The organism is Streptomyces sp. IBSBF 3136 (assembly GCF_036815105.1).
GTDB lineage: Bacteria > Actinomycetota > Actinomycetes > Streptomycetales > Streptomycetaceae > Streptomyces.
In genome coordinates, this window is record NZ_JAJSZC010000065.1 from 1 (window position 1) to 25,495 (window position 25,495).

Genomic DNA, 25,495 nt, shown 5'->3' on the forward strand with positions numbered 1-25,495 from the left:
GTGCCGGGGCGGGCGCAGGCGGCGACGAACCGGGCGAAGAGGGCGTGGTCGCCGGAGACCTCGGGGTGCCACTGCACGCCCACGACGAAGCGGTGGGCGGGGTCCTCGGCGCCCTCGACCAGACCGTCGTCGGCGCGGGCGGTGACCCGCAGCGGGCCGGCGTCGGCGACGCCCTGGTGGTGGTGGGAGTTGACCCGGGCGCGCCGTCCGTACACGGAGCCCAGGACGCTGTCCGGGGCGAACTCGACCTCGTGCGCGCCGAAGACGCCCTCGCGCGGGCAGTGGCCGGTGTGGCCGAGCACGTCGGGGAGGTGCTGGTGCAGGGAGCCGCCGTGGACGACGGCCAGCAGCTGCAGTCCGCGGCAGACGCCGAGGACGGGCAGGTCCCGGTCGAGCGCGCCCCTCAGCAGGAGCAGTTCTGCGCTGTCCCGCAGGCGCTGTTCGGTGTCGGTCTCGGGGTGGTGGGCCTGCCCGTAGTGGTGCGGGGCGAGGTCCACCCCGCCGGGCAGCAGCAGTCCGTCGAGCCGGTCGAGGACGTCGGCGTCGCGGTCGTCGGGGGGCAGCACCACGACCCGGCCGCCGGCGGCGGTGACGCCGTCGACGTACGACTCGTGGATGACGGCGGCGCGCGTGTCCCAGATGTTCCAGCGGGCCGGTTCGAGGTAGCTCGCGATGCCGATGAGCGGCCGGCTCACGGGGTGACCTCCTGCGGCCGGCCCGCGGCGACGGGCGTGGTGCGCAGGGCGTCGGCGCACAGGGCGAGGGCCTGCTCGAAGAGGGAGGAGGTGCTGTCCACCGGTGCTCCGAAGCGGGTGCGCAGCCGGAGCGCCGCCACCCGGTCGGCGAGGTCGGCCGCGGGGGCGGTGGCGTGCACGGCCTGCGCGAAGACGTCGGCCAGTTCGACCAGGTCGTCCCCGGCGAGCCCGTGGTAGGTGGGTTCGTTGAGCCCGATGCGCACGCCCTGGCCGGTGAAGCCGGGCAGCCCGGCCATGAAGTTGACGCGCAGGCCGGCCGCGTACAGCCGGTCGCTCGCCGTCTTCGGCGCGACGCCGTCCCGCTCGGTGTCCAGCCACAGCTGGTGGCCGGCGGAGTAGCCGCGGTCGGCGGCGCAGACGGTGATGCCGCGCTCGGTCAGCAGCTCGCCGAAGGTACGGGTGTTGTCGACGACGGCCTGGGCGTAGGCGGGCCCGCCGTGGTCGCGGAACTCCAGCAGCGCGATGCCGAGGCCGATGGTGGAGGCGAAGTGGTGGCTGCTGACCAGGAAGTCCTGGGTGTCGCGCACGCGCCGGTCGATCTCGGCGTCGCGGGTGAGGACGACGGCCTTCTGCGGTCCGGGGAACGTCTTGTGGGTGGAGCCGCCGAGGCTGTCGGCGCCCTGGTCCAGCGGGTTGGGGAACACCCCGCCGAGCACCAGGCCGAACCAGTGGCTCGCGTCGACGTGCACCCGGGTCCGCGGGGACACCTCGCGGACCACGGCGACCAGTTCGGCGACGTCGATGGGGAACAGGCAGTGGGACTGGTCGACGTACAGCAGCGCGGGCCGGGTGCGGGCCAGCAGTCGTGCCGCGTGGTCGAGGTCGAGGGAGTGCGGGTCGGGGCCGCGCAGGAACTCGACGTTCAGACCGAGCCGGCGGGCCACGCTGGGCGTGGCGAAGTGGCCGCCGTTCTCGGCCGCGACGGTGACGACCGTCGACTCGGGGTCGCCGCCGAGGGCCGCCAGCACCAGGGTCATGGCACTCAGGCCGCTGAGCGGGCGCACGGAGACGAACTCGGCCCGGCCGAGCTCCCGCAGCAGCGGGACGGTGAGGTTCGTCTCCAGGTCGCGCAGGCGCTGGCCGCCGCGGAAGTGCCAGCGGTCCGGGTGGTCCGACTCGTTGAAGAAGTAGCGGTGGTACGGGTCGAGCAGCAGGGGCAGCTTCGACAGTCCGGACAGGGCGTTCTCGCTCGGCACCATGCTGAGGGTCTGCCGGGCTTCCGTCTCGTTGTCGGCGAGGAGCCGGACGACCTGTTCCAGTGTCACGTCGGTGTTCACCTCGGGTGACTCCTTAACTCTTGCGGCTCGGGGACGCTGGGGGATCTCACTTCGACGCGGCGGCGGCCCGGGACCGCTCGCGCAGCCGGGCGCCGGCCACCATCACCTGGCCGAGGGCGATGCCCCCGTCGTTGGTGGGCACGAGTCGGTGCGGGTACGCGTCGAACCCGGCCTCGCGCAGTGCGGCGATGCAGTTGATCAGCAGGAACTCGTTGAGGAAGACACCGCCGGAGAGGACGACCTGGCTAATGCCGTGGTCCGCGCGCCGGCCGGCGCACATCTCCACGACCATCCGCACCACCGCGGTGTGGAAGCGCCGGCTGACCGTCTCCGCGGGCGTGCCCGCGGCGAGGTCGGCGGCGAGGTCGCGGACCATCGGGAGGGGGTCGACCACCCGGGGGCCGGTGCCGTCGGCGGCTCCGCTGACGCCGAAGCGGTAGGGACGGTCGGCGCAGGTGAGGTCCCGGCCGAGCAGGCCTTCCAGTTCGATGGGGCCCTGGGCCTCGTACTCGGCGTGGGAGCACACCCCGAGCAGCGCCGCGACGCCGTCGATGAGGCGGCCCATGCTGGAGACGCGCGGGGCGTTGATGCCGCGCCGCACCATGGTGGTGTAGACGTGGCGCTCCTGCCCGGTCAGTTCCCCGAGGGCCGGGAAGGCGGCGACGGCCGCCCCCGGGTCGCCCAGGGCCTCCAGGGCGAGGGCGAAGGCGGTGCGCACCGGCTGGTGGACGGCCATGTCGCCGCCGAGCAGCGGGATCGGCCGCAGGTGGGCCACCCGGTCCACGCCGGCGAAGTCGCCGAGCAGGAACTCGCCGCCCCAGATGGTGCCGTCGAGGCCGTAGCCCGCGCCGTCGAAGACGACGCCCAGGGTGGTGCCGGTGAGCCGGTTCTCGGCCATGCACGAGGCCATGTGGGCGTGGTGGTGCTGCACCTCCACCACGTCCCCGGGCCGTTCGTCGCCGGCCAGCACGTGGGAGCGGAACGAGGGGTGCATGTCGACGGCGACGTGCCGGGGCCGCAGTCCGTACAGGTCGGTGAGGTGGGTCGCGGTCTGCCTGTGCGAGCGGAAGGTCTCGTCGTTCTTCAGGTCGCCGATGTGCTGGCTGACGTACACCTTGCGGTCCGTGCCGAGTGCCAGGGTGGTCTTCAGTTCGGCGCCGTGGGCGAGGACGGGTTCGGGCAGGGCGTCTACCTCGACGGGGTAGGGGGCGTAGCCGCGGGAGCGGCGCAGGAAGGTGACGAGCGGGGTGTCGAGGGCGGGGTGGTCCGAGCAGCGGACGACGGAGTCGTCCACCCGGACGTGGATGTCGCGGTCGTGGTGGAGCACCAGGTCGGCGACCTCGAAGAGCCGGCCGAGGGCATCCTCGTTGCGGTAGGCGATGGGGTAGCCGGAGACGTTTCCGCTGGTCATCACGAGCACGTCGAGCCCCGGGCGGTCCAGCAGAAGGTGGTGCAGGGGCGCGGAGGGCAGCATGACGCCGAGGTTGGGGTTGCGCGGGGCGATCTCCTCGGGCAGCGCACCGGGGATCTTGCGCAGCAGGACGATCGGCCGGGCCGGTGACTCGAGGAGTTCCGCCTCGGCGGCACCGCAGTCGGCGAGCCGGGCCGCGGCGCGCAGGTCGTCGACCATGACCGCGAACGGTTTGGAGTCGCGCTTCTTGCGGCGGCGCAGCCTCGCGACGGCCCCGGCGTCGCGGGCGTCGACCGCCAGGTGGAAGCCGCCGACGCTCTTCACGGCGACGATCCGGCCGGCGGCCAGGGCCTCGGTGGCGGCGGTCAGGGCGTCGTCGCCGGTGGCCAGCTCCCCGTCGGGGCCCGACAGGGTCAGCCGGGGGCCGCAGGCGGGACAGGCGTTGGGCTGGGCGTGGTAGCGGCGGTCGGCCGGGTCCTCGTACTCGCTCCGGCAGTCGGCGCACATCACGAAGGACGCCATGGTGGTCTGCTCCCGGTCGTACGGGAGCCCCTTGATGAGGGAGTAACGCGGCCCGCAGTGGGTGCAGTTGGTGAAGGGGTAGCGGTAACGCCGGTCGGCGGGGTCGCGGACCTCGCGCAGGCAGTCGGCGCACACGTGGGAGTCGGGCGGGACGATGGTGCTCGACCTGCCCGTGCGGGCGCTCTGCCGGATCTCGAAACCCGCGCCGGCCGCGGCCGGGACGGAGGTGCGGTCCTCCACCCGCACCTCGTCGACCCGGGCCAGGAGCGGAGCGTCGTCGCGCAGGGCCACGACGAAGGCGTTCAGCCGGGCGACCTCTCCCCGGACCTCGGTCCGCACGCCGTGACTGTCGTTGAGCACCCAGCCGGACAACCCCAGGGAGGTCGCCAGGGTGTGGACGAAGGGCCGGTAGCCCACGCCCTGCACCACTCCGCGGACCCGGATCAGCCACTGCTCGGCCGAGGGGGACGTTCCGGGTGCGGCGGACGGGCTGCCGTCCGGCACAGTGATCTGCTGCACGATCCCGCTCCGATCCGGTGTGTTCAGCAAAGACGCGGGAGTTCCGCGCCCTGGAGTTCCTCGATCTCGCTGACCCGGCCGTCGCGACCGAGCAGTTCGACCGCCTTGCCGGGCTGTTCGGTGACCTCGCCGACGACCACGGCCTGGGCGCCGTACGGGTGTTCGCGCAGCGCCTTGAGCACGACGTCGACGGAGTCGGGGTCCACGAACAGCGCCAGGCAGCCCTCGTTGGCGCAGTGGATGGGGTTGATGCCGAGCATGTCGGCCGCCATCTGCGTCTCGTGGGCGATCGGCAGCTCCGCCTCCTCGACGCGCACCTTCCGGCCGAGCGCCGCCGAGTACTCGTGCAGGACGGCGGAGAGCCCGCCGCGGGTGACGTCGCGCATGGAGCGCACGGCGTCGGCGGGTACGGCCGCCTCGACGGAGTCGATCAGGCCGTTGAGCGGTGCGCAGTCGCTGAGCACGTTCTTCTCGAAGCCCAGGCCCTCACGCACCGACAGCAGGTGCACGGTGTGGTTGCCGATCGGCCCGCTGAGCACGATCCGGTCGCCGGGACGGACGTCCTTCATGCGCTTGGGCGGTGTGTGGAACACCCCGATCCCGGTGGTGTTGAGGAAGATGCCGTCGGCCTCGCCGGGCGCGACCACCTTGGTGTCGCCCGCGACGATCTTCACGCCGGCCTCGGCCGCGGTGTCCCGCAGCGAGACCAGGGCGCGGTGCAGGTCCCGGATCGGCAGTCCGGTCTCCAGGATCATCGCGAGGGTGAGGTAGAGCGGCTTGGCACCCACCACGGCGAGGTCGTTGACCGTGCCGCAGACGGCGATCTTGCCGATGTCGCCGTTGCCGAAGAACGGCGGGTCGACGACGAAGGAGTCGGTGGTCATCGCGATGCTGCCGGAGGGCGCCGGCAGCATCGCGCTGTCCTCCATCTCGCCGATGTAGACGTCGCCCAGTACCTCCACGACGAACTCGACCAGCTCCCGGCTGAGCCGGGCACCAGTGCCGTGGTCTAGGACGATCTGCTGGTCCAGCAAGGATTCCGTGGCCATCAGCGACGGGTCTCCTGTCAGTTCGGGGGTTCGGTTCGGGAGGTTCGGTGCGCGGTCCGGTGCGCGGGGAGGGCGCGGGGACGGGCGCGTCGGCCGGTCACCGGCCGGGCGGTCACGGCGTGCGGAACACCTTCCGGGACAGCTCGCCGGTCTCGTCGAGCTGCCGGATGATCTCGGCGGAGGGGGCGACGGTGGCGCAGTAGCCGTCCAGCCAGTCCAGGGCGCGGATCTTGTCGTGGTCGCGGGCGGAGACGACGCAGTCGCTCGGGACCCACACGTTGTAGCCGCGGAAGAACGCGTCGGCGGCCGTGGTCTGCACGCAGATCTGGCCCTGCATGCCGGTCACGACGACGGCCTCGACGCCCAGGTCCTGCAGGCGCTCGTGCAGGTCGGTCTCGTAGAAGCCGCTGTCCTTGTTCTTCTCGACGAGGATGTCGGTGTCGGCGAGGAACACGGGCAGGATCTCGGCGCCCTTGGTGCCCTTCTGCGCCGGCAGGCGGCCGCCGTCGTAGCGCTCGGCCACCGGGTCGTCGGGGCGGTTGATCAGCTGCAGGTGGATGATGTGGTGGCCGCGCTCGCGCATGTCGTCGAGGAAGGCGGAGAAGCTCGGCGTGGCCTCTTCGACGGCGTCGATCCGCTCCTGGTTCTTGTTGACCAGGTCGTACTGCAGGTCGTTGGTCAGGACTGCGACCTTGCTCATTCGTCTCTCCTTGGCACGTCGCGGCTGACTGCGCCGCGGGTCGTCGTCGGACCTCGAAGATCCCGCCGGCGGGCTGCGCCGCGGCAGTCGGGAGAAACCCTGACCGGCGTCGCGGGGGATTCCCCGGACTCGTGGGAGGGGGCGGGGCGTTGTCACGATCGGGGCCCCTGCCCGCAATCCAGAAAGGGGGCTCCCGAGATGTCCGAACCGATCACCGCGGAACGGCCCGGCGGCACGCGTGACGCGATCGCGGCGGCCGTGCGTGAGCTGTCGGCACGCGGCGGCTACCTCCAGCCCGCGGCGGAGCAGTCCGCGCTCGTCGGCGCCACGGAAGCGGACTGGGCCCGCTTCGCCGGCCACTGGGACGACCTGTGCCAGGACCGGTACATGCGCGACGGGGGGTCGTACCGCTACCGGCGCTACGGCCACTTCCGGCTGGACGCCGCCACCGGGGAGCTGACCGCGCTGCCGCACGGCCCGTACCGGCAGGAGAGCGACGTCAACCCGCTCAACGGGGGCTTCGAACGGCACTTCGAGCCGCTCACGCGGGCCTTCCTCGACGATCCGCTGACCCGCGGGATCGTGCTGGCGCTGGGCGAGATCTTCTCGGCGGTGGAGGGTGTCTCCCGCTGGGACGTCAAACTCCACCCGTTCCGCATCGTCACCGACAGCGCGCAGACCGGCCGGCCCGCGCCGCAGGGCCGGCACCGCGACGGGTCGACCTTCGTCACCTCGCTCCTGGTGAACCGCACGAACGTGGCGGGCGGCGAGAGTTCGCTGTACACGCAGGACGGCGAGCCGCTGCTGACGACCACCCTGCTGGAGCCGGGCGACCAGCTGATCGTCGACGACCGGGCCGTGCTGCACGACGTCACCGCGGTGACGCCGGTGGACCCCTCGGCGCCGGCCCACCGTGACGTGCTGATCGTCGACTTCGACCTGCCGTGAGGGCCCGCCTGGTGCGCAGGCGCCTGCTCCGGGCCCTGCACCAGGTGGTGATCGCGGGCACGGCACCGTCCCGGAGCGGGAACGGGCCGGCGCCCGGGCGGGAGCGGACCGGGCCGAGGAGCGGCTGAGCCGGGCCCCGTGCCCGCGCCTCTCCCCCGGCCCCTGCCCGCCACACCCGTGTGTTCCGACCCGTCTTCCAGGAAGGCCGACCGTGACGTTCCGTCTGCTGCCGAACGCGCCCGCCCCTGCGGTGCCCGCTCAGGCCGAGCCCGCGCCGTCCCCGGCGCGATGGCCGGGCCGCGCCCTGCCCGAGCTGCTGCTGCTCCTCCTGGTGAGCGTGGTCGCGCTGGTCCCGGTGGTGGCGAACGCCGTACCCGGCGGGGCGCGGTCCCCCGACGCCGCGGCCGGCGTCTTCTCCGCCGGCCGCGCCCAGACGTTCGTCGACGCCTTCGCCAAGGAGCCGCGCCCCCTCGGCTCGGCCGCGCACGACCGGGTCCGCGACCGGCTGGTGGCCGAGCTGGACAAGCTCGGACTGCGCCCGCGAGTGCTGCGCGGACTGGGCACCGACACCACCTCGGGCGCCGCGCTGGCGGCACCGACACAGGACATCCGGGCGACGCTGCCGGGCTCGCACCCCACCGGACGGGTGCTGCTGGTCGCGCACTACGACTCGGTCGAGATCGGGCCCGGCGCCACCGACGACGGGCACGGCATCGCGTCCCTGCTGGAGATCGCCCGCGCCCTGCGCGCGGGCCCCGCCCCCCGCAACGACGTGACCTTCCTGTTCACCGACGGGGAGGAACTCGGCAAGGTCGGGGCCCAGCAGTACACCGCCTCCGGCGCGGCGGGCGACCCGGGGAAGACCGTCGTGCTCAACCTGGAGTCGCGCGGCACGTCCGGGCGCACGCTGATGTTCGAGACGGGCGACCACAACGGCGCCCTCGTGCCGGCGCTCGACGGGCACGTCCCGGTCACCACCTCGCTGGCGCACGAGGTCTACCGCAGGCTGCCCAACTACACCGACTTCACCGTCTTCCGCGACGCCGGCTTCACCGGCATGAACTTCGCCAACGTCGGCACCTCGGCGAACTACGACACCCCGCGGGACGACCTGGCCCACTCCAGCCGGGCCTCCCTGCAGGACCTCGGCGACACCGTGCTGGGCGCCACCCGGCGCCTGGCCGCCACCGACCTGACGACCGTCCGCCAGGGCACGCAGTCCACCTACTTCTCCTGGGCGGGGCTGCTGGTGCGCTATCCCGGCGCCCTGGTGACGCCGCTCGCGGTGCTCGCCGCCGCCCTGTTCGCCGCGGGCCTGTGGTACGCGGTGCGCCGGGGCGCGCTGCGGGGCCGGTCGGCCGTCGCCGCCGCCGCGGCCGTGCCGGTACCGCTGCTCGGCGCGGCCCTGACCGGCTGGGCCGGCTGGCAGCTCCTCCTGCTCGCCCGCCCCGCCTACGCGGGCTTCGTCTTCGGGGACCCGCACCGCCCCGGCCCCGCCGCCTTCGGACTCGGGGTCGTCGCGCTGGCGGCCGTGTGGGCCTGCACCGCCGTACTGCGCCGCCGGTGCGGGGCCGTGGCGACCTCTGCCGCCGTCACCGGCTGGTTCGTGCTGCTCGCCGTGGTGACGGCGCCGCTGGTGCCGGGCGGCTCCTACCTGTTCGTGTGGCCGGCCCTGTTCGGCGCGACGGGTCTGCTCGTGGCGGGCCGGCTGCCGGAGACCTCGCGCTGGCGGGCCGCCGCCGCTGCCCTGGGGTCGCTGCCCGCCGCCGCCCTGCTGCTGCCCGTCGCGGCGCTGCTGTTCCCGACCCTGGGGCTCGGCATGGCCTTCGTGCCGCTGCTGCTGGGCGCGCTGTTCGCGCTCACCCTGCCGATGCCGTTCGCCGGCTCTCCGCTGCGCGGCAGGCCGCTGGCCCTGCGGGCGCTGGCGGCGGTGGTCACCGGCCTGGCCGTGGTGGCCGCCGGAGTGGTCCGGGACGGTGTCGACCCGGCGCACCCGGCCCAGGTGAGCCTCGTGTACACCCTGGACGCCGACAGCGGCCGGGCCCGCTGGGTGAGCAACGGGCTGGGCAGCCACCCCTGGCTCGGGTCGTTCGTCGACGGTGGCGCGGAGCACGTCGAAGACCGGTTCCCGCCGCTGCGGGAGCCCGCGCGCTGGCGCACGGGCCCCGCGCCCGCGCGGACGCTCGCCACGCCCACCCTGAAGGTGCTGTCGGACCGGACCACGGCCCGCGGCGGCCGGCAGGTTCGGATCCGCCTCGGTGCCGCCCACGGCACCCCGGACCAGCTGATGATCTACGCGGACACCACCAGCGGCACCGTGCGCGGCCTGACCGTGGCGGGCGAACGGCTGCCCGGCGGGCACAACCGCACCTCCGGGGACGGCCGGTGGACCTGGGGCTTCCTCTACGTCGACCCGCCGGGCGGCGGGGTCGAACTGACGCTGCGGCTCACCGGCGCCGGGCCGCTGCGGCTGCGCGCGGTCGCCGAGCACACCGGTTTCCCGGCGGGCACCCTGCGGCCGGCCCGGCCGCGCACGGTGACCTGGTCCTCCCTGGACTCCGGCTTCACGCTGGTCTCCAAGGGCTTCACGATCTGACCTCCGGACCGACCTTCGCACCGGCGTCCGGACCGACCTTTCGGACCACGGCCGAGCCCCGAGCAGGAGAACCCCATGGCACAACGAGACGGCATGCTGACCCTGGACCGGCTGCGCGCCCGGGTCGCCGCCGGCGAACTCGACACCGTCGTCCTGGCCTTCACCGACATGCAGGGGCGGCTCCAGGGCAAGCGCCTGTCCGCCGAGTTCTTCCTGGAGGAGGTGGTCCGGCACGGAGCGGAGGGCTGCGCCTATCTGCTCGCGGTGGACGTCGAGATGAACACCGTCGACGGCTACGCGATGGCCTCCTGGGACCGCGGCTACGGCGACTTCCGGCTGCTGCCGGACCTGGACACCCTGCGCGTGCTGCCCTGGCAGCCCGGCACCGCGCTGGTCCTGGCCGACCTGGCCTGGCACAACGGCAGCCCGGTGGAGGTGTCGCCGCGGCAGATCCTGCGCCGGCAGCTGGACCGGCTGGCCGAACGCGGCTGGTCGGCCATGGTCGGCACCGAGCTGGAGTTCGTCGTCTACCGGGACACCTACGAGGAGGCCTGGCAGCGCGGGTACCGTGACCTGACGCCCGCCAACCAGTACAACGTGGACTACTCGGTGCTGGGCACGTCCCGGGTGGAGCCGCTGCTGCGGCACATCCGCACGGCCATGACCGGCGCCGGCATGTACGTGGAGTCGGCCAAGGGCGAGTGCAACCCCGGCCAGCACGAGATCGCCTTCCGCTACGCCGACGCCCTGACCACGTGCGACAACCACAGCATCTACAAGACGGGCGCCAAGGAGATCGCCGCCCAGCAGGGGTCGAGCCTGACCTTCATGGCCAAGCCGGACCGGCGCGAGGGCAACTCGTGCCACGTCCACCTCTCGTTGCGCGGCGTCGACGGGACGCCGGTGCTGGCCGGGGACGGCCCCTACGGGCTGTCCCTCATCGGCGAGCACTTCCTCGCCGGACAGCTCGCCGCGCTGCGCGAGTTCGCGCTGCTGCACGCGCCGACGGTCAACTCGTACAAGCGCTACGTGCCCGGCAGTTTCGCCCCCACCGCCGTGCGCTGGGGTGTGGACAACCGGACGTGCGCGCTGCGGCTCGTCGGCCGGGGTGACTCGCTGCGGGTGGAGAACCGGGTACCGGGCGGTGACGTGAACCCGTACCTCTCCGTGGCCGCGCTGATCGCGGCGGGGCTCGACGGCATCGACCGGCGGCTGCTGCTGCCCGAGCCGTGCGAGGGCAACGCCTACGCGGCGGACTCCGAACGGGTGCCGGGCACCCTACGGGAGGCGCTGTCCCTGTGGGAGACCAGCGCGCTGGCCCCGGAGGCGTTCGGGAAGGAGGCGTTCGCCCACTACGCCAACCAGGCGGCCGTCGTGTACGTCCGGGTCCGCCCTGACGGGGAAGTCCCGCACCCGGTCAGGCCGCCGAGCCGTCCAGGGCCACCCACACCGCGGAGGCGGCGGCGAGCAGGGTGCCGTCCGCCGCGTCGTACAGGGCCGTGGTGTTGGTGGCCGTACGGCCCTCCGCACGCTCGAGGCGGCCCACCACCACGTAGGTGCGGCCCGCGGTGGGCAGGCGGTCGACGCGGGCCGTCATCCGGCCCAGCACACGGGGCCGGCGGACCGGGTCGGCCGTCCAGCCGCCCGGGCAGTCCAGGGCGCTCCACACGAACGCGGCGCCGACCTCGCCCCGCTCGTCGGCCCAGCGGACCTCGGGGGTCCAGCGGCAGGCGACGGTGCCGGACAGGCCGGCCACGGGGCCCGGCCGCAGATTCAATCCGTCCCCGGGACGTTCGGTGCCGCACACGAAGCAGCCCGGGAAGGGGTGCCCCTCCCCCACGAAGGCGTCCTCCGCGGCCCCGGCGTCCGGCTCCGGCACGAACGCCGGGGCGTCCGGGGCGCCGTCCGCCGCGGCGACGGAGGCGACGAGCAGGTCGCCGTCCCAGGCGTGGCCCCGGCGGCCCGCCGGGCGGTAGTCGAGCGGCGTCTCCAGCGGCACCGGCAGGTGCAGGGTGACGGCGGCCGGACCGGTGAGGTGCCCCACGGCCTCGGCGTGTGCGGCGAGCCGGCCGCAGGCGTAGCCGCCGTTGGCGCTGTCGGGGGGCCCGTTGAAGCGGCGGGCCAGGGTGAGCGTGGGCGCTGCGGACAAGGTGTCTCCCAGGGGTCCGTCCGGTCGTCCCGGCGACCCTAGACCGGGCGGGGCCGCCCGCGGGCGGCCCGAGGGACTCCCGGGCCGTCAGGAAAGTCCCGGACTACCTGCATCCCCGCGCCGTCGCGAAGCTGTGATCGCCACGACCTCAGCGCCTACGTGCCCATGCGCCTACGCGCCAGACGCAACGCCTACGTGTGGAGACGGCCATGCAGACACCCCAGCCGACCATCTTTCCCATGGCCTCCGCCCAGGAACGCCTGTGGATCGTCGAACAGCTCACACCGGGCACCGCCGCCTACCACATCCCGCTCGCCGTGCGCCTGCGCGGCCCGCTGGACCGGCCGGCCCTGGAGCGGGCCGTGCAGCGGGTCGTCGACCGGCACGAGGCGCTGCGCACCCGGTTCGTCCAGATCGACGGCCGGGCCGTGCAGCTCGTCGAGGCGTCCCTCACCGTCACGCTGCCGGTCACGGACGTGCCCGAGGACGGCCTCCGGGCGGCGCTGACCGCGGAGGCGGCCCGGCCGTTCGACCTCGCCGAGGGGCCGCTGCTGCGGGTGTCGCTGCTGCGCACGGCCGAGGACGACCACGTGCTGGCCGTCACCGCGCACCACCTGGTGTCCGACATGTGGTCCAGCGGGATCCTGCTGCGCGAACTGGGCGCGCACTACGCCGCCGAGCTCGCGGGCACCGGCCCGGCGCTGCCCGAACCGGACGTGCACTACCCGGACTTCGCGCTGTGGGAGAACGAGCGGCTCACCGGGGAGCGGGTCGAGGAGCTGCTCGCCCACTGGCGTGAGCGGCTGGCCGGCGCCCCGCACGTCCTCGCCCTGCCACTGGACCGGCCGCGCCCGTCCGTGCAGTCCCTGAGCGGCCGCCAGCTCCCGGTCACCCTGACGAAAGGACTTTCCTCCGCTGTGAGGGAGTTGGCGCGGTCGAGCGGGACGACGCCGTTCATGACCCTGCTCGCCGCGTTCCAGCTCGTGCTCGGGCGCAGCAGCGGGCAGCAGGACGTCGTGGTGAGCACCGGTGTGGCCACCCGCACACCGGAGACCGAGCAGACCATCGGGTGCTTCATCAACACGGTGCCGCTGCGCACCTCGCTGGCCGGCGACCCCACCTTCGAGGAGCTGCTCGACCGGGTGCGCGGCACCACCCTGGCGGCGCTGGAGCACCAGGACCTGCCGTTCCAGCGGCTGGTGGAGGACCTGAAGATCCCCCGTGACCTGAGCGTCACCCCGCTGGCCCAGGTGCTGTTCCTGCTGCAGACCGCCCCCGAGCCCACACTGGAGCTGCCGGGCCTGACGGCCGGTGCCGCGGGCGTCGAACGGCACGGCACGCAGTGCGACCTGAACGTCCAGCTGCGCGAGGTCGACGGCGTCTACACCGGCTTCGTCGAGTACGCGACGGACCTGTTCGACGCCTCGACGATCCGCCGCCTGTGGGACCACTTCGAGGTGCTGCTCGCGGCCGCGGCCGCCGACCCCGGCCGCCGGCTGAGCGACCTGCCCTGGCTCACCGCCGACGAGATCGCGCGGGCGGTGTCGGAGTGGAACTCCACCGCCGCCCCCGACCCCCGGGCCTGCCTGCACGAGCTGTTCGAGCGGCAGGCGGCGGACCGGCCCGCCGCCCCGGCCCTGGTGTGGTCGGGGGGCTCCCTGACCTACGGCGAACTCGACGCGCGCGCGGACCGGCTGGCCGCGGCACTGCGCGCCCGCGGGGTCGGCCCGAACGTCCCGGTCGCCGTGTGCCTGGGCCGCTCGGCCGCGATGGCCACCGCGGTCCTCGGCACCCTCAAGGCGGGTGGCGCCTACGTACCGCTGGACGCCTCCTACCCCGCCGACCGGCTCGCGTTCATGCTCGCCGACGCCCGGCCCCTCGTGCTCCTCACCGACGCGGAGCACGTCGAGCGGCTGCCCGTCGACGCCACGACCGGGCGGGTCCTGGACGCGGACACCGGAACCGGCGCGGACACCGGTACCGGTACCCGACTGAGCGTGCTGCTGCTGGACGGCGACGGCCGGCCGGCCGGTGGGACCGCGGAGTCCGGGCCGGCGTCCGGACCGGAGGCAGGACCGGAGTCCGGGCCGGTGGCCGGCGGGGCACGGCCCGACGACCTCGCCTACGTCATCTACACCTCCGGCTCGACCGGACGTCCCAAGGGCGTCGCCGTCACGCACGGCGGCGCGGCCAACAACATCGTCGACCTCAACCGCGGCCAGGACATCGGCGCGGGCGACTCGGTGCTGTCCCTGTCGTCGCTGAGCTTCGACATGTCGGTCTACGAGCTGCTGGGCATGCTCGCGGCCGGCGGCACCACGGTTCTGCCCGACGCCGACCGGGCCAAGGACCCCCGGCACTGGGCCGAGCTGATCGAGCGCCACTCGGTCACCGTCTGGAACTCGGCACCGGCCCTGCTGGAGGCGCTGGTGGACGGCTACGGCACCGGCCGGCCGGCTCGGCCCACCCTGCGCACCGCGTTCCTCGGCGGCGACTGGGTGCCGGTGACCCTGCCGGACCGGGCCAGGGTGCTCTTCCCGGAGCTCGCCGTCGTCGTGATGGGCGGCGCCACCGAGGCCTCGATCCACTCGATCGTCTTCCCCGTCACCGCCACCGACCCCTCGTGGGTGCACATCCCGTACGGGCGCCCCATGGCCAACCAGCAGGCGCTGATCGTCGACGAGTCGCTGCGGCCGGTGCCGGTCGGTGTGCCCGGCGAGCTGTGCCTGGCCGGCACCGGACTGGCCCGCGGCTACCTGGGCCGGGGCGCGCTGACCGCCGAGCGCTTCGTGCCGCACCCCTACGCCGGAGCCTTCGCGAACGTGCCCGCGGGCAGCCGCATGTACCGCACCGGTGATCTCGCCCGGTACGCCGAGGACGGCACCGTCCACCTCATCGGCCGGCTCGACCACCAGGTGAAGGTGCGCGGCTTCCGGATCGAACTCGGCGAGATCGAGGCGGCCCTCGTCCGCCACCCCGGCCTCGCCGAGGCCGTCACCGTGGTCCGCACCGACGCGAGCGGCCACGGGGTGGGGCTGACCGCCTACGTGGTGCCCGCCGGAGCGGACAGCCCCGACCCGCACGACCTGCGCGCCCACCTGACCACCCTGCTGCCGGACCACATGGTGCCGGACACCTTCGTCGAGCTGGCGGCGCTGCCGCTGTCGGCCAACGGCAAGGTGGACCGCCGGGCCCTGCCGGCTCCCGAGGCCGAGGAGCGGCTCGCCCCGGCCACCCCGTACGCGGCTCCGCGCACCCCGTTGGAGCGTGCCCTCGCCGACATCTGGGCGGACGTGCTGCGCCGCGACCGGGTGGGCCGCGACGACGACTTCTTCGACCTGGGCGGCAACTCCCTGGGCGTGACCCAGGTCGCCTACGCGCTCAGCGACCACCTGCGGCTCGACGTCCCCCTGCGGGACGTGTTCGAGACGCCCACCCTGGCCGGCCAGGCGGTCCTCGCCGAGGCCGCGGGCACGGCCGCCGGCATCGACGCGCAGGCCGTCGCGGAGATCTATCTGCAGGTCCGGGCGCTGGACAGCGCGCAGACACAGGACCTGCTCGAAACCCTTGAGGAGACCCACTGATGGGGACCGGGATCCTGGCCCGCACCGCGGCGCACGGCGTCGGCCTGCTCGCCGAACGGGACGCGGAGCTGTACGGGCTGCTGGAGCGTGAGCAGATCCGCCAGCACGAGACGCTCGCCATGGTCGCGGCGGCCAGCACCGCCGACCCGTCCGTGCTGGCCTGCGAGGCGACCGCGACCGGCAACGTGACCACCGAGGGGTACCCGGGCGCCCGCTACCACGCGGGCTGCGAGCTGGTGGACGAGGTGGAGCGGCTGGCGGTGCGCCGGGCGAAGGACGCCTTCGGCGCACGGCACGCCAACGTCCAGCCGCACTCGGGCTCCACCGCCAACCAGGTGGTGCTGTGCTCGCTGCTCCGGCCGGGCGACACCGTGCTCGGCATGGACCTCAAGGCCGGCGGCCACCTGACGCACGGGGCGGCCGCGTCGATGTCCGGCCGCTTCTTCACCCCCGTCCGCTACGGCCTCGACGCCGACGGTCTGATCGACTACGCGGCGGTCGCCGGACTCGCCCGCGCGCACCGCCCGCGCCTGATCTTCTGCGGGGCCAGCTCCTACCCCCGCACCATCGACTTCCGGCGGTTCCGCGAGATCGCCGACGAGGTCGGCGCCTATCTCGTCGCGGACATCTCCCACATCGCCGGACTCGTCGCCGCCGGGGTGCACCCGAGCCCCGTCGACGTGGCCCACGTGACCACGACGAGCACCTACAAGCAGCTCTACGGTCCGCGCGGCGGGCTGATCCTGCTCGGCCGCGACGCCGAACTGCGGCTGCCCTCGGGCAGGACGCTCAGGGCGACGCTGGAGGACGCGGTCTTCCCCTACCTCCAGGGCACCCCGCGGCTGAACACCGTCGCCGCCAAGGCCCGGGCCCTGGCCGAGGTCGCCACGCCCGCGTTCCGGGAGCGGGCCGGGCGAATCGTCACCACCGCCCGGGCGCTCGCGGCCGAACTGGACCGGCTCGGCCATCATGTGCTGGCCGGGGGCACCGACACCCACATGGTGCTGCTCGACGTCGGCCGCCGCGGCCTGACCGGCGTGATCGCCGAACAGGCGCTGGAGAGCTGCGGCGTCATCGTCAACAAGAACAGCATCCCGGGCGACCCGCACGGCCCCCGGGTCACCAGCGGGGTCCGCCTGGGCACCAACGTGCTGGCGCTGCGGGGCATGGGCGTGGCCGAGATGGCGGAGTGCGCCGGGCTCGTCGACGCCGTGCTGCGCGCCGTCCGCCCGGCCGGCGACCGCAACCACGACCTGGACCCGGTCGTACGGGCCGAAGTGGCCGCCCGGGCCGCCGATCTGTGCCGGCGCTTCCCGCTGCCCGACCATCCCCTTCCCCGGCCGGCCCTGGTCGAGGCCGACCGGACCGCCGCGGCCGTCTGACCACCGGCCGGGCCCCGCCGCGCGCCGGCCGGGCCCGGTCAAGCGAGGAGTCGCGCATGTCATCGAACTGGCAGGTCGTGGAACCGCCGACGCCGGCGGTTCCCCGGCTCGACCTGCGCACGGGTGTGGTGCACCTGTGGTACCTGGAACTCGACGAGCTGGAACTGCCCGACGGCGGAGACTGTCTGGACGGTGACGAACGGCAGAAGGCCCGGCGGCTGCAACGGGCCGTGGACCGCCGCCGCTACCGGGCCGCCCATTGCGCGCTGCGGCACATCCTGGCCGGCTACACCGGGGAGAGCCCCGCCGCGCTGCGCTTCCACCGGTTCTGCCCGCGGTGCGGTCCCGCCGTGCACGGGAAGCCGGTGTGGGCCGTGGACACCGGCCGGCTCGCGCTGGACGTGAGCCTGAGCCACAGCGAGCAGGTGGCGATGGTCGCCGTCTGCCGGCCGCCGCTGGCGGTGGGCGTCGACGTGGAGCAGGTCCGCGCCGGGGTGAACTGGTCCGCCGTGCTGTCCGGCGGCGCGGGCGGCCCCCAGCTGTCCGACCTGGACGGCACCCAGGCGTGGACCCGGCTGGAGGCGGTCGGGAAGGCCGCGGGGACCGGCGTGGTGGATCTCCCGGACGTCGGCGAACCCGGCCGGGACGGCTGGGCGGACGCCCGCGTGCCCGGGGTGCCCGGGGTGTGGTTCGTCCGCGCCGTCGAGGCACCGGAGGGCTTCGCCGCCGCGCTCGCCGTCAACGACGTGCCCGCGGGCGGCACCCGGACCCTGCGCTGGAGCTGTCTGCCCGAGTGCCCGGGGCCCCTGTCGGGGACTCTCCCGACTGCCTGGCCGGCGCCCGATCACGAAGCTGGACACAGGAAGCCGGACCGGCCCGGAGAGGAACTCGTATGACGTGGCTGCGCGACTGGTCGTCGGACGACGACGTCGCCCTCAGGGTGCTGTGCCTGCCGCCCGCGGGCGCAGCGGCGCACGTCTACCGCCGCTGGCCCCGGCTGATGCCGCCGGACGTCGGCGTGGTGGCCGTGGAACTGCCCGGCCACGGCACCCGGTTGAGCGAGCCGCCGGCGCGCTCCGTGGCCGAGATCGTGGCGCCGCTCGCCGCGGAGGTCGAGGCCCTGGCCGACCGTCCGCTGGTGGTGTTCGGCCACAGCATGGGCGGCACGATCGGCGCCGAGCTGATCCGGTTCCTGCGCCGGGAACACGGCGTCACCCCGGACCTGATGGTGGCCGCCGCCTGCGAGGCGCCCCGCCGCGAGCCCCGCAAGGACTACACGCGCTGGCTGTCCGAGGACGGGGCGCTCGCCTTCCTTCGTCACATGGGCGGCACCCCGGCGGAACTGCTGGCCAGCAGGTCCTACCTGGACATGATCCTGCCGGTGCTGCTCGCCGACCTCACCGTGCTGGCCGGTCCCCGGGACCCGGACGACCGGCCGCTCGGCTGTCCCGTGCGCCTCTATCTCGGCGCCGACGACCCGGGGGTGGACCCGACGCGCGCCGCCCGGTGGCGCGAGGAGAGCGACGGCGACTTCACCGTGCACACCTTCGCCGCGGGCCACTTCTTCGTCCAGGAACAGGCCGCCGAGACCGTCCACCGGCTCCTCGCCGACGTGGCGCACCTGCGGCGGCCGGCCCGGCGGCCGGCATGACAGCACCGACGAACCCTCCCAGTACCCCCACCGACCCCCAGCCATCGAAGGGTGAGGCACGCATGCGATCGGCCACTCTCACAGCGGAACAGCGGGAACTGCTCGACCGGCTGATCGCGCGTCAGGCGTCGGCCGCCGCGACCGGACGCATCGCCCGGTACGACGGCGACCGCCGCGCCATGCCGCTGTCCCCGGCCCAGCAGCGCATCTGGTTCTTCAGCCGGCTCGACCCCGAGGCGGTGTTCTACAACGTGGCCGGCGCGGCCCGGCTGCGCGGCCGGCTCGACCGGGAGCTGCTGCACCGCTGCCTGGGCGAGATCGTCGAGCGGCACGAGGTGCTGCGCACCACCTACCACCAGGTGGACGGCGCGCCCGTGCAGTCCGTCGACCCGTTCACGGGCCTCGACCTGCCGCTGGTTGACCTCACCGGGCTGCCCGCGGGCGATCGGGAGGCCCGGGCCCGCCTGCTGTGCGCCGAGGAGATCAACCGGCCCTTCGACCTGGAACGCGACCTGATGCTCCGGCCGGTGCTGCTGCGCCTCGCCGAGGACGAGCACCTGCTGCTGATGTGCCAGCACCACATCGCCACCGACGGCTGGGCCATGAACGTCCTGATCCGCGAGCTGGGCGAGCGCTACGCCGCCCGGGTCCAGGGCCGGGAACCGGAGCTGCCGGAACTGACCGTGCAGTACGGGGACTTCGCGGCCTGGCAGCGGGACTGGCTGGCCCGTCCCGAGGTGGAGCGGCAACTCGAGTACTGGCGGGAGCGGCTCGCCGACACCCGGCTCGTGGACATCGCGACCGGCCTGCCCCGCTCCGCCGAACTCACCTGGCGCGGCGGCACGATCCGCTACGAGCTCCCGGCGGAGGTCTTCGGACGGCTGACCCGGCTCGCCGAGGCGGAGCGCGCCACCCCCTTCATGGCGCTGTACACGGCGCAGTCGGTGGTGCTGTCCCGCTGGAGCGGCCAGGACGACATCGTCATCGGCACGGCCGTGGCCGGCCGCCGGCGCGCCGAACTGGAGCACCTCACCGGCTGCTTCGTCAACGAGCTGGCCCTGCGCATGGACCTCTCGGGCACCCCCACCTTCCGCGAACTGCTGCGCCAGTCCCGGGAGGTGTGCCTGGGCGCCTACGAGCACCAGGACGTGCCGTTCGAACGGATCGTCGAGGTCATCACGCCGGAACGGGACAACCGGGCCCGGGTCCCGCTGGTGCGCCACCAGATGGGTTACGACAACTCGCCGCGCTGGAGCGTGGAACTGCCCGACGTCAGCTTCTCGATCGAGCCGCTCAGTACCGACACCGCCCGGTTCGACCTGGAGGTCGATCTGGAGCCGGCCGAGGACGGCGGAGTACGCGGCACGGTGTACTTCTCCACCGACGTCTTCACCGAGGACATCGTGCGCCGCATGCTGGACTCGCTGACCACGCTGCTCACCGCCGTGACCGAGGACCCGGACACGCCCGTGCGGAACCTGCCCCTCACCGGGGAGGCCGAGCGGGACGGGACGCGGCAGCCGGTCGCGGTGGCGGCCGGGGAGCCTGCCCGCACGGTGACCGAGCTGATCGCGGCGCGGACCGGCGAGCGGGCCACCGCCCCCGCGGTCCGCCAGGGCGGCGCGGTCATGACCTTCGCCGAGCTGGACGCCCGGGCCAACCGGCTGTCCTGGGAGCTGGCCGAGCTGGGCGTCACGCCCGGGCAGCCGGTGGCGGTCTGCCTGCCGGCGTCGCCGCGGCTGCTGGTCGCACTGCTCGGCGTGCTCAAGGCCGGGGGCGCGGCCGTGCCGCTGGACCCGCGGACGTCCGTGGGCGACCTCAACGACATCCTGCTGGACTGCTCCACGGCCCTCGTGATCACCGACGGCGCCGGACCCGACGGTCTCGATTCGATGGTGCGGCCCGTCGACATCGGCGCGGACCGGTCGGCGCGGACCGCCGACCGGCCCGCCGCCGAACCGGTCCCGGAACAGGACGCGTTCGTCTGCTACCTGCCGCCCTCGGACGGACTGCCGCGCGGCACGGTCCACTCCCACGCGGGCGTCGCCCACCGGCTCGCCCACGCCGCCGCCCACCTGGACGGACTCGGCGACCAGGAGCGGGCGCGGGGCGTGCTGTCCCTGTCCGCCGGGTTCGACCTGTCCCCCTGGGACCTGCTGGGGCCGGTCGCGGCCGGGGCGCCGCTGGTCCTGGCGGCCGGCGCGGACACGCCCGCGGCGGACGCCGAGGCGGACGCCGCGGTGCTGGTCGGCCCGCCGACCGCGCTGGCCGCCTTCCTCGACCGGGCGCCCCGGCAGCCGGAGCCGCGCCGCGTGGTGTGCGCCGGCGAACGGCCGTGGCCGGCGCTGATCGCCCGGCTGCGCGGGCTCGCCCCGGACTGCGCCGTGCACCTGCGCTCCGGCCCGGCCCACCTGGCGCTCGACGTCGTCGTCCAGCCGGTCGCCGACGCCCCCGCGCCCGGAACGCTCTCGGCGCTCGGCCGCCCGCTGCCCGGCCCGCGGCTGCGGGTGCTGGACGCCGCCGGACTGCCCGTGCCCGGCTCGGTTCCGGGTGAACTCTGCGTCGGGGGGGTGCCGTCGCCCAAGGGCGTCCTCGGCCGGCCGCAGGAGATCCGCCGCCTGCTGGTGGCCGACCCGGTCGCGGACGGCGAGCCCCTGCTGCGCACCGGCCTGCGCGCCCGGCTGCTGCCCGACGGCACCGTCGAACCGCTGGGCGAGGACATCCGGATCCGCACCCACCAGGTCGAGCCGACCGACGTGGAGACGGTGCTGCACGGCTGCGCCGACGTCGAACGCGCCGTGGTCCAGCTGCGCGCCGAGGGCGACGACGGGCAACCCGAACTGCTCGCCCACGTCTCGCTGCGCCCCCAGGACACCGGCGGCCAGGACCGGCTGCGCGCCCTGTTCGAGGAGACGTACTCCGGCCGGTCCGCCGAGGACGACCCGGTGCTGAACGTCACCGGCTGGAACAGCCCGCACACCGGCGAGTACCTGACCGGCGCCGAGATGCGCGAGTGGGCCGACACCACCTTCCGGCGCGTCCTGTCCCTGAAGCCCTCCCGGGTGCTGGAGATCGGCTGCCGGACCGGCGCCCTGCTGTTCCGGCTCGCCCCGCGCTGCGCCGGCTACACCGGCACGGACCTGTCCGGGCACGCGCTCGGGCACATCCGCGACCACCAGGACTGGCTGGCCAGCAAGGCCGACGACGTCACCCTGCTGGAGCGGGCCGCCGACGACTTCGACGGGCTGCCCGAGGGCGGGTTCGACACCGTGGTGCTGAACTCCGTCACGCAGTACTTCCCCGGCACCGACTACCTGGAACAGGTGCTGTCCGGGGCGCTGCGGGTGCTCCGCCCGGGCGGCCACGTCTACCTCGGTGCCGTGCGCAGCCTGCCGCTGCTCGACGCGCTGCACCTGCCCGGCCGGCTGGAGTCCCTGGAGGCGCAGGACGCGGCCGGCGCGCTGCGCGGCGCCCTGGGCGCCCGAGCCGGCCAGGAGGAGGAACTGCTCCTGGACCCCAGCTGGTTCACGGCGCTGGCCGACCGGCTCGACGGGCTCGCCGAGGTGTACGTCCTGCCCCGGTACGGCAGGCACCGCAACGAGCTGAGCGCGTACCGGTACGACGTGGTGCTGCGCGCCGGCGCCCCGGCCGCCGGGGCCCGGCCCGGCGCCGAGCTCGACTGGCAGGCGGACGGCCTGACCGCGGAGGCGCTGACCGCGCACCTCGGCGAACACGCCCCGGAACGGCTGCTGGTGCGCTCGGTGCCCGACGCCCGGGTGCACGGGCGACTCGCCGCGCTCTCGCTGCTCGCCACCGGGCAGACGGCCACCGTGGCCGACGTGTCGGCGGCGCTCGCGCCGCGCCCGGCCGGACCGGGCGGCCCGCTCGACCCGGCCGCCCTGGCCGCCGCGGCCGAACGGGCGGGCTACGCCCCGCTGGTCCGCTACGGCGCCGACGGGCCCGGCACCCTGGACGTCCTGCTGCTGCGCCAGGCCGGCGACGCGGACGGGGCCGAGGCCGGTCCCGCGCTCCCCGAAGGCTTCGGCGACCGCCCCGCCGGCACTTGCCGGGAGTCCGGCCGGCCGGCCAACGACCCGCTCTCGGTCATCCGTGGCCGCCGGGTCGTCTCCGGTCTGAAGCAGCGGCTGCTGGACCGGCTGCCCTTCCCCGCCGTGCCGGCCCATCTGCTCGTCGTGCCGGGCTTCCCCAGCGACCGCTCGGGTGTGGCCGACCCCGGCGCGCTGCCCGGTCCCGACCTGGCGGCGGCCGCGAGCGAGGCGCACCGGGCGCCGAGCACCCCGACCGAGACCACGCTGGCCGGCATCTGGTCGGCCGCCCTGGGCGTGGACCGGGTCGGGGTCCACGACGACTTCTTCGCGCTCGGCGGCCACTCCCTGCTCGGTTCGGAGGTCATGGACCGCGTCCGGCAGGAGTTCTCGGTCGACGCCCCGCTCGGCCTGCTCTTCGAGACACCCACCATCGCCGCCGTCGCCACCTACGTGGACCAGCAGCGGGCCAAGCCGCGCGCCGAGACGCCGGCGATCCGGCGCGTCGACCGCTCCACCCTGCGTCGCCGGCCCGCGACGGCCGCGGCCGGCCCCGCCCCCTCCAAGGAGAACCAGTGATCTCACTGACCGACCCGCAGCCCCTGGCCCCGCCCGCGGACCCGCACGCCAGTGCCGCGGGAGCGCCCGCCGCGGCACTGGCGGCGCTCGTCGCGGTCACCCACCGCCGCACCCTCCAGGAGACGGTGCGCATCGCCTACCGTGACGCCGACGCCGAGGCCGTGCTCACCTTCGAGGTGGCGGACGACCCCACCCTGTCGGCGCTGACCGCGCGGGCCGCGGCGGCGCTGGACGAGCTCCCGGACGGGACGGAGGACGAGGATCCCGGGGCCGCCGTGGACGCGCGGTTGCTGTGGGACACCGCCCCCGGCGGGCCCGTGCCCGGGCTCACCGTCACCGCCGGCCCGGACGCCCTGGTCACGGTCACCGGGGCCGGCCCGCTGACCCCGCCCGAGGCGGAGCGGCTGGAGGACCAGCTGCGGTGCGCCCTCGTGGTCGTACGCCCCGACGTCCCGCTGTCGGTGCTGCCGCTGGCCTCGGCGGCCGCACTGGAGGAGGCCTCCGCGCTGGCCGGCGACGGGCACGCGCCGGTGGCCGCCCGCCCGGTGCACGTCCTGGTCCAGGAGCAGGCGGCACGCACCCCGGGCGCCGTGGCGGTGAGCTGCGCGGGCCGTTCGCTGACCTACGCGGAGCTGCTCCGGGAGGCCGACGGGCTCGCGGCGCGGCTGCGAGCTGCGGGCGCCGGCCCCGGACAGGTCGTGGCCGTCCTCGCCGAGCGCTCCGTCGAACTGGTCGTCGCCCTGCTGGCCGTTCTGAAGACCGGCGGCGCCTATGCCGCCTTCGAGCCGGACCTGCCCGCGCAGCGCCTCGCGGCGCAACTGGACGGCACCGGCGCGCGGATCGCGCTGGCGCAGGAGCGGTTCGCCGACCGGCTGCCCGCCTCCGTGCGGGTGCTCGGCCTGGACGGGGCGGCCGCCGGTGACGCGGAGCCCGCCCCCGTGTGCGTCGGCGTACCCGCCTCGGCGCCCGCCTACGTCAGCTTCACCTCGGGGTCCACGGGCGAGCCGAAGGGCGTGTACGTGCCGCACGCGGCGGTCTCCCGGCTCGTCGTACGGCCCGACTGGGCGGAGTTCCGCCCCGAGGACGTGTTCCTCCAGCTCGCGCCCGTCGCCTTCGACGCCTCCACGCTGGAGATCTGGGCCCCGCTGGTCAACGGCGGGCGACTGGCCGTGCATCCGGCGGGACCGCTGTCCACCGAGGCCCTGGCCGCGACCCTGACCGCCGAGAAGGTCACGGTCTCCTGGATGACGGCCGGGCTGTTCCACCAGATGGTCAACCAGCACCTGGACGCCTTCGCCGGGCTGCGGCACGTGCTGGCCGGCGGGGACGTGGTCTCCGCGAGCCATGTCCGCCGGCTGCTCACGGCCCACCCGCACCTGCTGTTCACCAACGGCTACGGCCCCACGGAGAACACCACCTTCACCGCCTGCTGGACCTCCGGCGAGCCGCCGGCCGGCAACGCGGTCCCCCTCGGCCGTCCCATCAGCGGCACCCGGGCGCTGGTCCTCGACCGGGACCAGCGGCCGGTCCCCGCGGGGGTCCCGGGCGAGCTGTACGCCGGTGGCGAGGGCCTGGCCCTGGGCTACCTGGGCCGGCCGGCCGCCACCGCCGACCGTTTCGTGCCGGACCCGCTCACCGCCGAACCCGGCGCCCGGCTCTACCGCACCGGTGACCTGGTGCGGCGGCTGCCGGACGGCACCCTGGAGTTCCTCGGCCGCGCCGACCGGCAGATCAAGGTGCAGGGCTACCGGGTCGAGCCCGGCGAGATCGAGGCGGTGCTCGGCGGCCACGAGGACGTGCGCCAGGCCGTCGTGATGCCACAGAGCGACGGCGCGGGCGGCAAGCGGCTGCTGGCCTACGTCACCGCGCAGGACGCGGGCGCCGAGGAGCCGGCCGCGCTGGGCCGGCGGCTGCGCGAATGGCTGCGCGGCGAACTGCCCGGCTACATGGTGCCCTGGGCGGTCCTCATCCTGTCCGGGCTGCCGCTGACCCGCAACGGCAAGGTGGACCGGGCGGCGCTGCCCGCCGCGCGGCGCGCCGCGCGGTCGCTGGCCACCGAGTACACGGCCCCGCGCACCGCGACCGAGGCGGCCGTCGCCGAGGAGTGGGCGGACCTGCTGGGCGTCGAACCCGTCGGCGTCGACGACGACTTCTTCGAGCTGGGCGGCCACTCCCTGATCGCCGCCGACCTGCTCGCCCGCCTGCAGGAGCGCTTCGGCGTGGAACTGTCCGCCCGCTCGCTCTACCTGCGGCCCACGGTCGCCGAACTCGCCGAGGAACTCGCCGACCAGGCCGCCGCCCCCTCCACCACGCCCACCCCCTGACCC

13 protein-coding genes and 1 pseudogene are annotated in these 25,495 nt (G+C 74.8%); 9 read left to right on the plus strand and 5 right to left on the minus strand.

Going from position 1 to position 25,495, the window contains the following annotated elements; genetic code table 11:
• The 5 genes from V7E45_RS16395 to V7E45_RS16415 all read right to left on the minus strand — a co-directional run.
• Positions 1–695 (minus strand): gamma-glutamyl-gamma-aminobutyrate hydrolase family protein (locus tag V7E45_RS16395; protein WP_333774903.1); only part of this gene is annotated, 695 nt, incomplete at its 3' end.
• Positions 692–2,032: a hypothetical protein gene (locus V7E45_RS16400; RefSeq protein ID WP_333774904.1), complete on the minus strand. Its 1,341-nt coding sequence runs from the start codon at positions 2,030–2,032 to the stop codon at positions 692–694. The genes V7E45_RS16395 and V7E45_RS16400, both read right to left, overlap by 4 nt.
• Positions 2,033–2,078: 46 nt before the next feature.
• Positions 2,079–4,484: a carbamoyltransferase HypF gene (hypF, locus tag V7E45_RS16405; protein ID WP_333774905.1), complete on the minus strand. Its 2,406-nt coding sequence runs from the start codon at positions 4,482–4,484 to the stop codon at positions 2,079–2,081.
• A 23-nt stretch (positions 4,485–4,507) separates the two neighbouring features.
• The gene (gene hypE, locus V7E45_RS16410) at positions 4,508–5,533 is read right to left on the minus strand and encodes a hydrogenase expression/formation protein HypE (RefSeq protein ID WP_333774906.1); all 1,026 of its coding nucleotides are present in this window, start codon (positions 5,531–5,533) and stop codon (positions 4,508–4,510) included.
• A 112-nt stretch (positions 5,534–5,645) separates the two neighbouring features.
• A complete protein-coding gene (locus V7E45_RS16415) occupies positions 5,646–6,233 on the minus strand; it encodes a cysteine hydrolase family protein (RefSeq protein WP_333774907.1) in 588 nt (195 codons plus the stop codon).
• A 198-nt stretch (positions 6,234–6,431) separates the two neighbouring features.
• Between V7E45_RS16415 and V7E45_RS16420 the strand changes: the two genes are divergently transcribed.
• From V7E45_RS16420 to V7E45_RS16460, 9 genes and pseudogenes are all read left to right on the plus strand, one after another.
• Positions 6,432–7,181 carry a 2OG-Fe dioxygenase family protein gene (locus tag V7E45_RS16420; protein WP_333774908.1) on the plus strand — a complete coding sequence of 250 codons (750 nt, stop codon included), beginning with the start codon at positions 6,432–6,434 and terminating at the stop codon, positions 7,179–7,181.
• Between the two features lie 211 nt (positions 7,182–7,392).
• Entirely contained in the window at positions 7,393–9,777 is a 2,385-nt protein-coding gene (locus V7E45_RS16425; protein WP_333774909.1) for a M20/M25/M40 family metallo-hydrolase, read from the plus strand.
• Between the two features lie 75 nt (positions 9,778–9,852).
• A pseudogene (locus V7E45_RS16430) lies at positions 9,853–11,151 on the plus strand (glutamine synthetase family protein); the annotation flags it as partial.
• Between the two features lie 984 nt (positions 11,152–12,135).
• Positions 12,136–15,510, plus strand: a complete 3,375-nt coding sequence (locus V7E45_RS16435; RefSeq protein ID WP_333774910.1) for a non-ribosomal peptide synthetase — start codon at positions 12,136–12,138, stop codon at positions 15,508–15,510.
• Positions 15,510–16,892: a serine hydroxymethyltransferase gene (glyA, locus tag V7E45_RS16440; RefSeq protein WP_333774911.1), complete on the plus strand. Its 1,383-nt coding sequence runs from the start codon at positions 15,510–15,512 to the stop codon at positions 16,890–16,892. The genes V7E45_RS16435 and glyA overlap by 1 nt, the downstream gene beginning before the upstream one ends.
• 56 nt (positions 16,893–16,948) lie before the next feature.
• Complete coding sequence (locus V7E45_RS16445; protein ID WP_333774912.1) at positions 16,949–17,788, plus strand: 4'-phosphopantetheinyl transferase family protein; 840 nt, start codon at positions 16,949–16,951, stop codon at positions 17,786–17,788.
• Positions 17,785–18,543: a thioesterase II family protein gene (locus V7E45_RS16450; RefSeq protein ID WP_333774913.1), complete on the plus strand. Its 759-nt coding sequence runs from the start codon at positions 17,785–17,787 to the stop codon at positions 18,541–18,543. Before V7E45_RS16445 ends, V7E45_RS16450 begins: the two co-directional genes overlap by 4 nt.
• Before the next feature lie 62 nt (positions 18,544–18,605).
• Positions 18,606–23,168 carry a condensation domain-containing protein gene (locus V7E45_RS16455; RefSeq protein WP_333774914.1) on the plus strand — a complete coding sequence of 1,521 codons (4,563 nt, stop codon included), beginning with the start codon at positions 18,606–18,608 and terminating at the stop codon, positions 23,166–23,168.
• Entirely contained in the window at positions 23,165–25,492 is a 2,328-nt protein-coding gene (locus V7E45_RS16460) for a non-ribosomal peptide synthetase (protein WP_333774915.1), read from the plus strand. Before V7E45_RS16455 ends, V7E45_RS16460 begins: the two co-directional genes overlap by 4 nt.
• Positions 25,493–25,495: the final 3 nt, after the last annotated feature.

Coding starts and splice junctions, on each gene's coding strand:
- V7E45_RS16455 (WP_333774914.1), top strand. CDS start 18,606: ATGCGATCGGCCACTCTCACAGCGGAACAGCGGGAACTGCTCGACCGG.
- hypE (WP_333774906.1), bottom strand. CDS start 5,533: ATGGCCACGGAATCCTTGCTGGACCAGCAGATCGTCCTAGACCACGGC.
- V7E45_RS16445 (WP_333774912.1), top strand. CDS start 16,949: ATGTCATCGAACTGGCAGGTCGTGGAACCGCCGACGCCGGCGGTTCCC.
- glyA (WP_333774911.1), top strand. CDS start 15,510: ATGGGGACCGGGATCCTGGCCCGCACCGCGGCGCACGGCGTCGGCCTG.
- V7E45_RS16415 (WP_333774907.1), bottom strand. CDS start 6,233: ATGAGCAAGGTCGCAGTCCTGACCAACGACCTGCAGTACGACCTGGTC.
- V7E45_RS16450 (WP_333774913.1), top strand. CDS start 17,785: ATGACGTGGCTGCGCGACTGGTCGTCGGACGACGACGTCGCCCTCAGG.
- V7E45_RS16420 (WP_333774908.1), top strand. CDS start 6,432: ATGTCCGAACCGATCACCGCGGAACGGCCCGGCGGCACGCGTGACGCG.
- V7E45_RS16435 (WP_333774910.1), top strand. CDS start 12,136: ATGCAGACACCCCAGCCGACCATCTTTCCCATGGCCTCCGCCCAGGAA.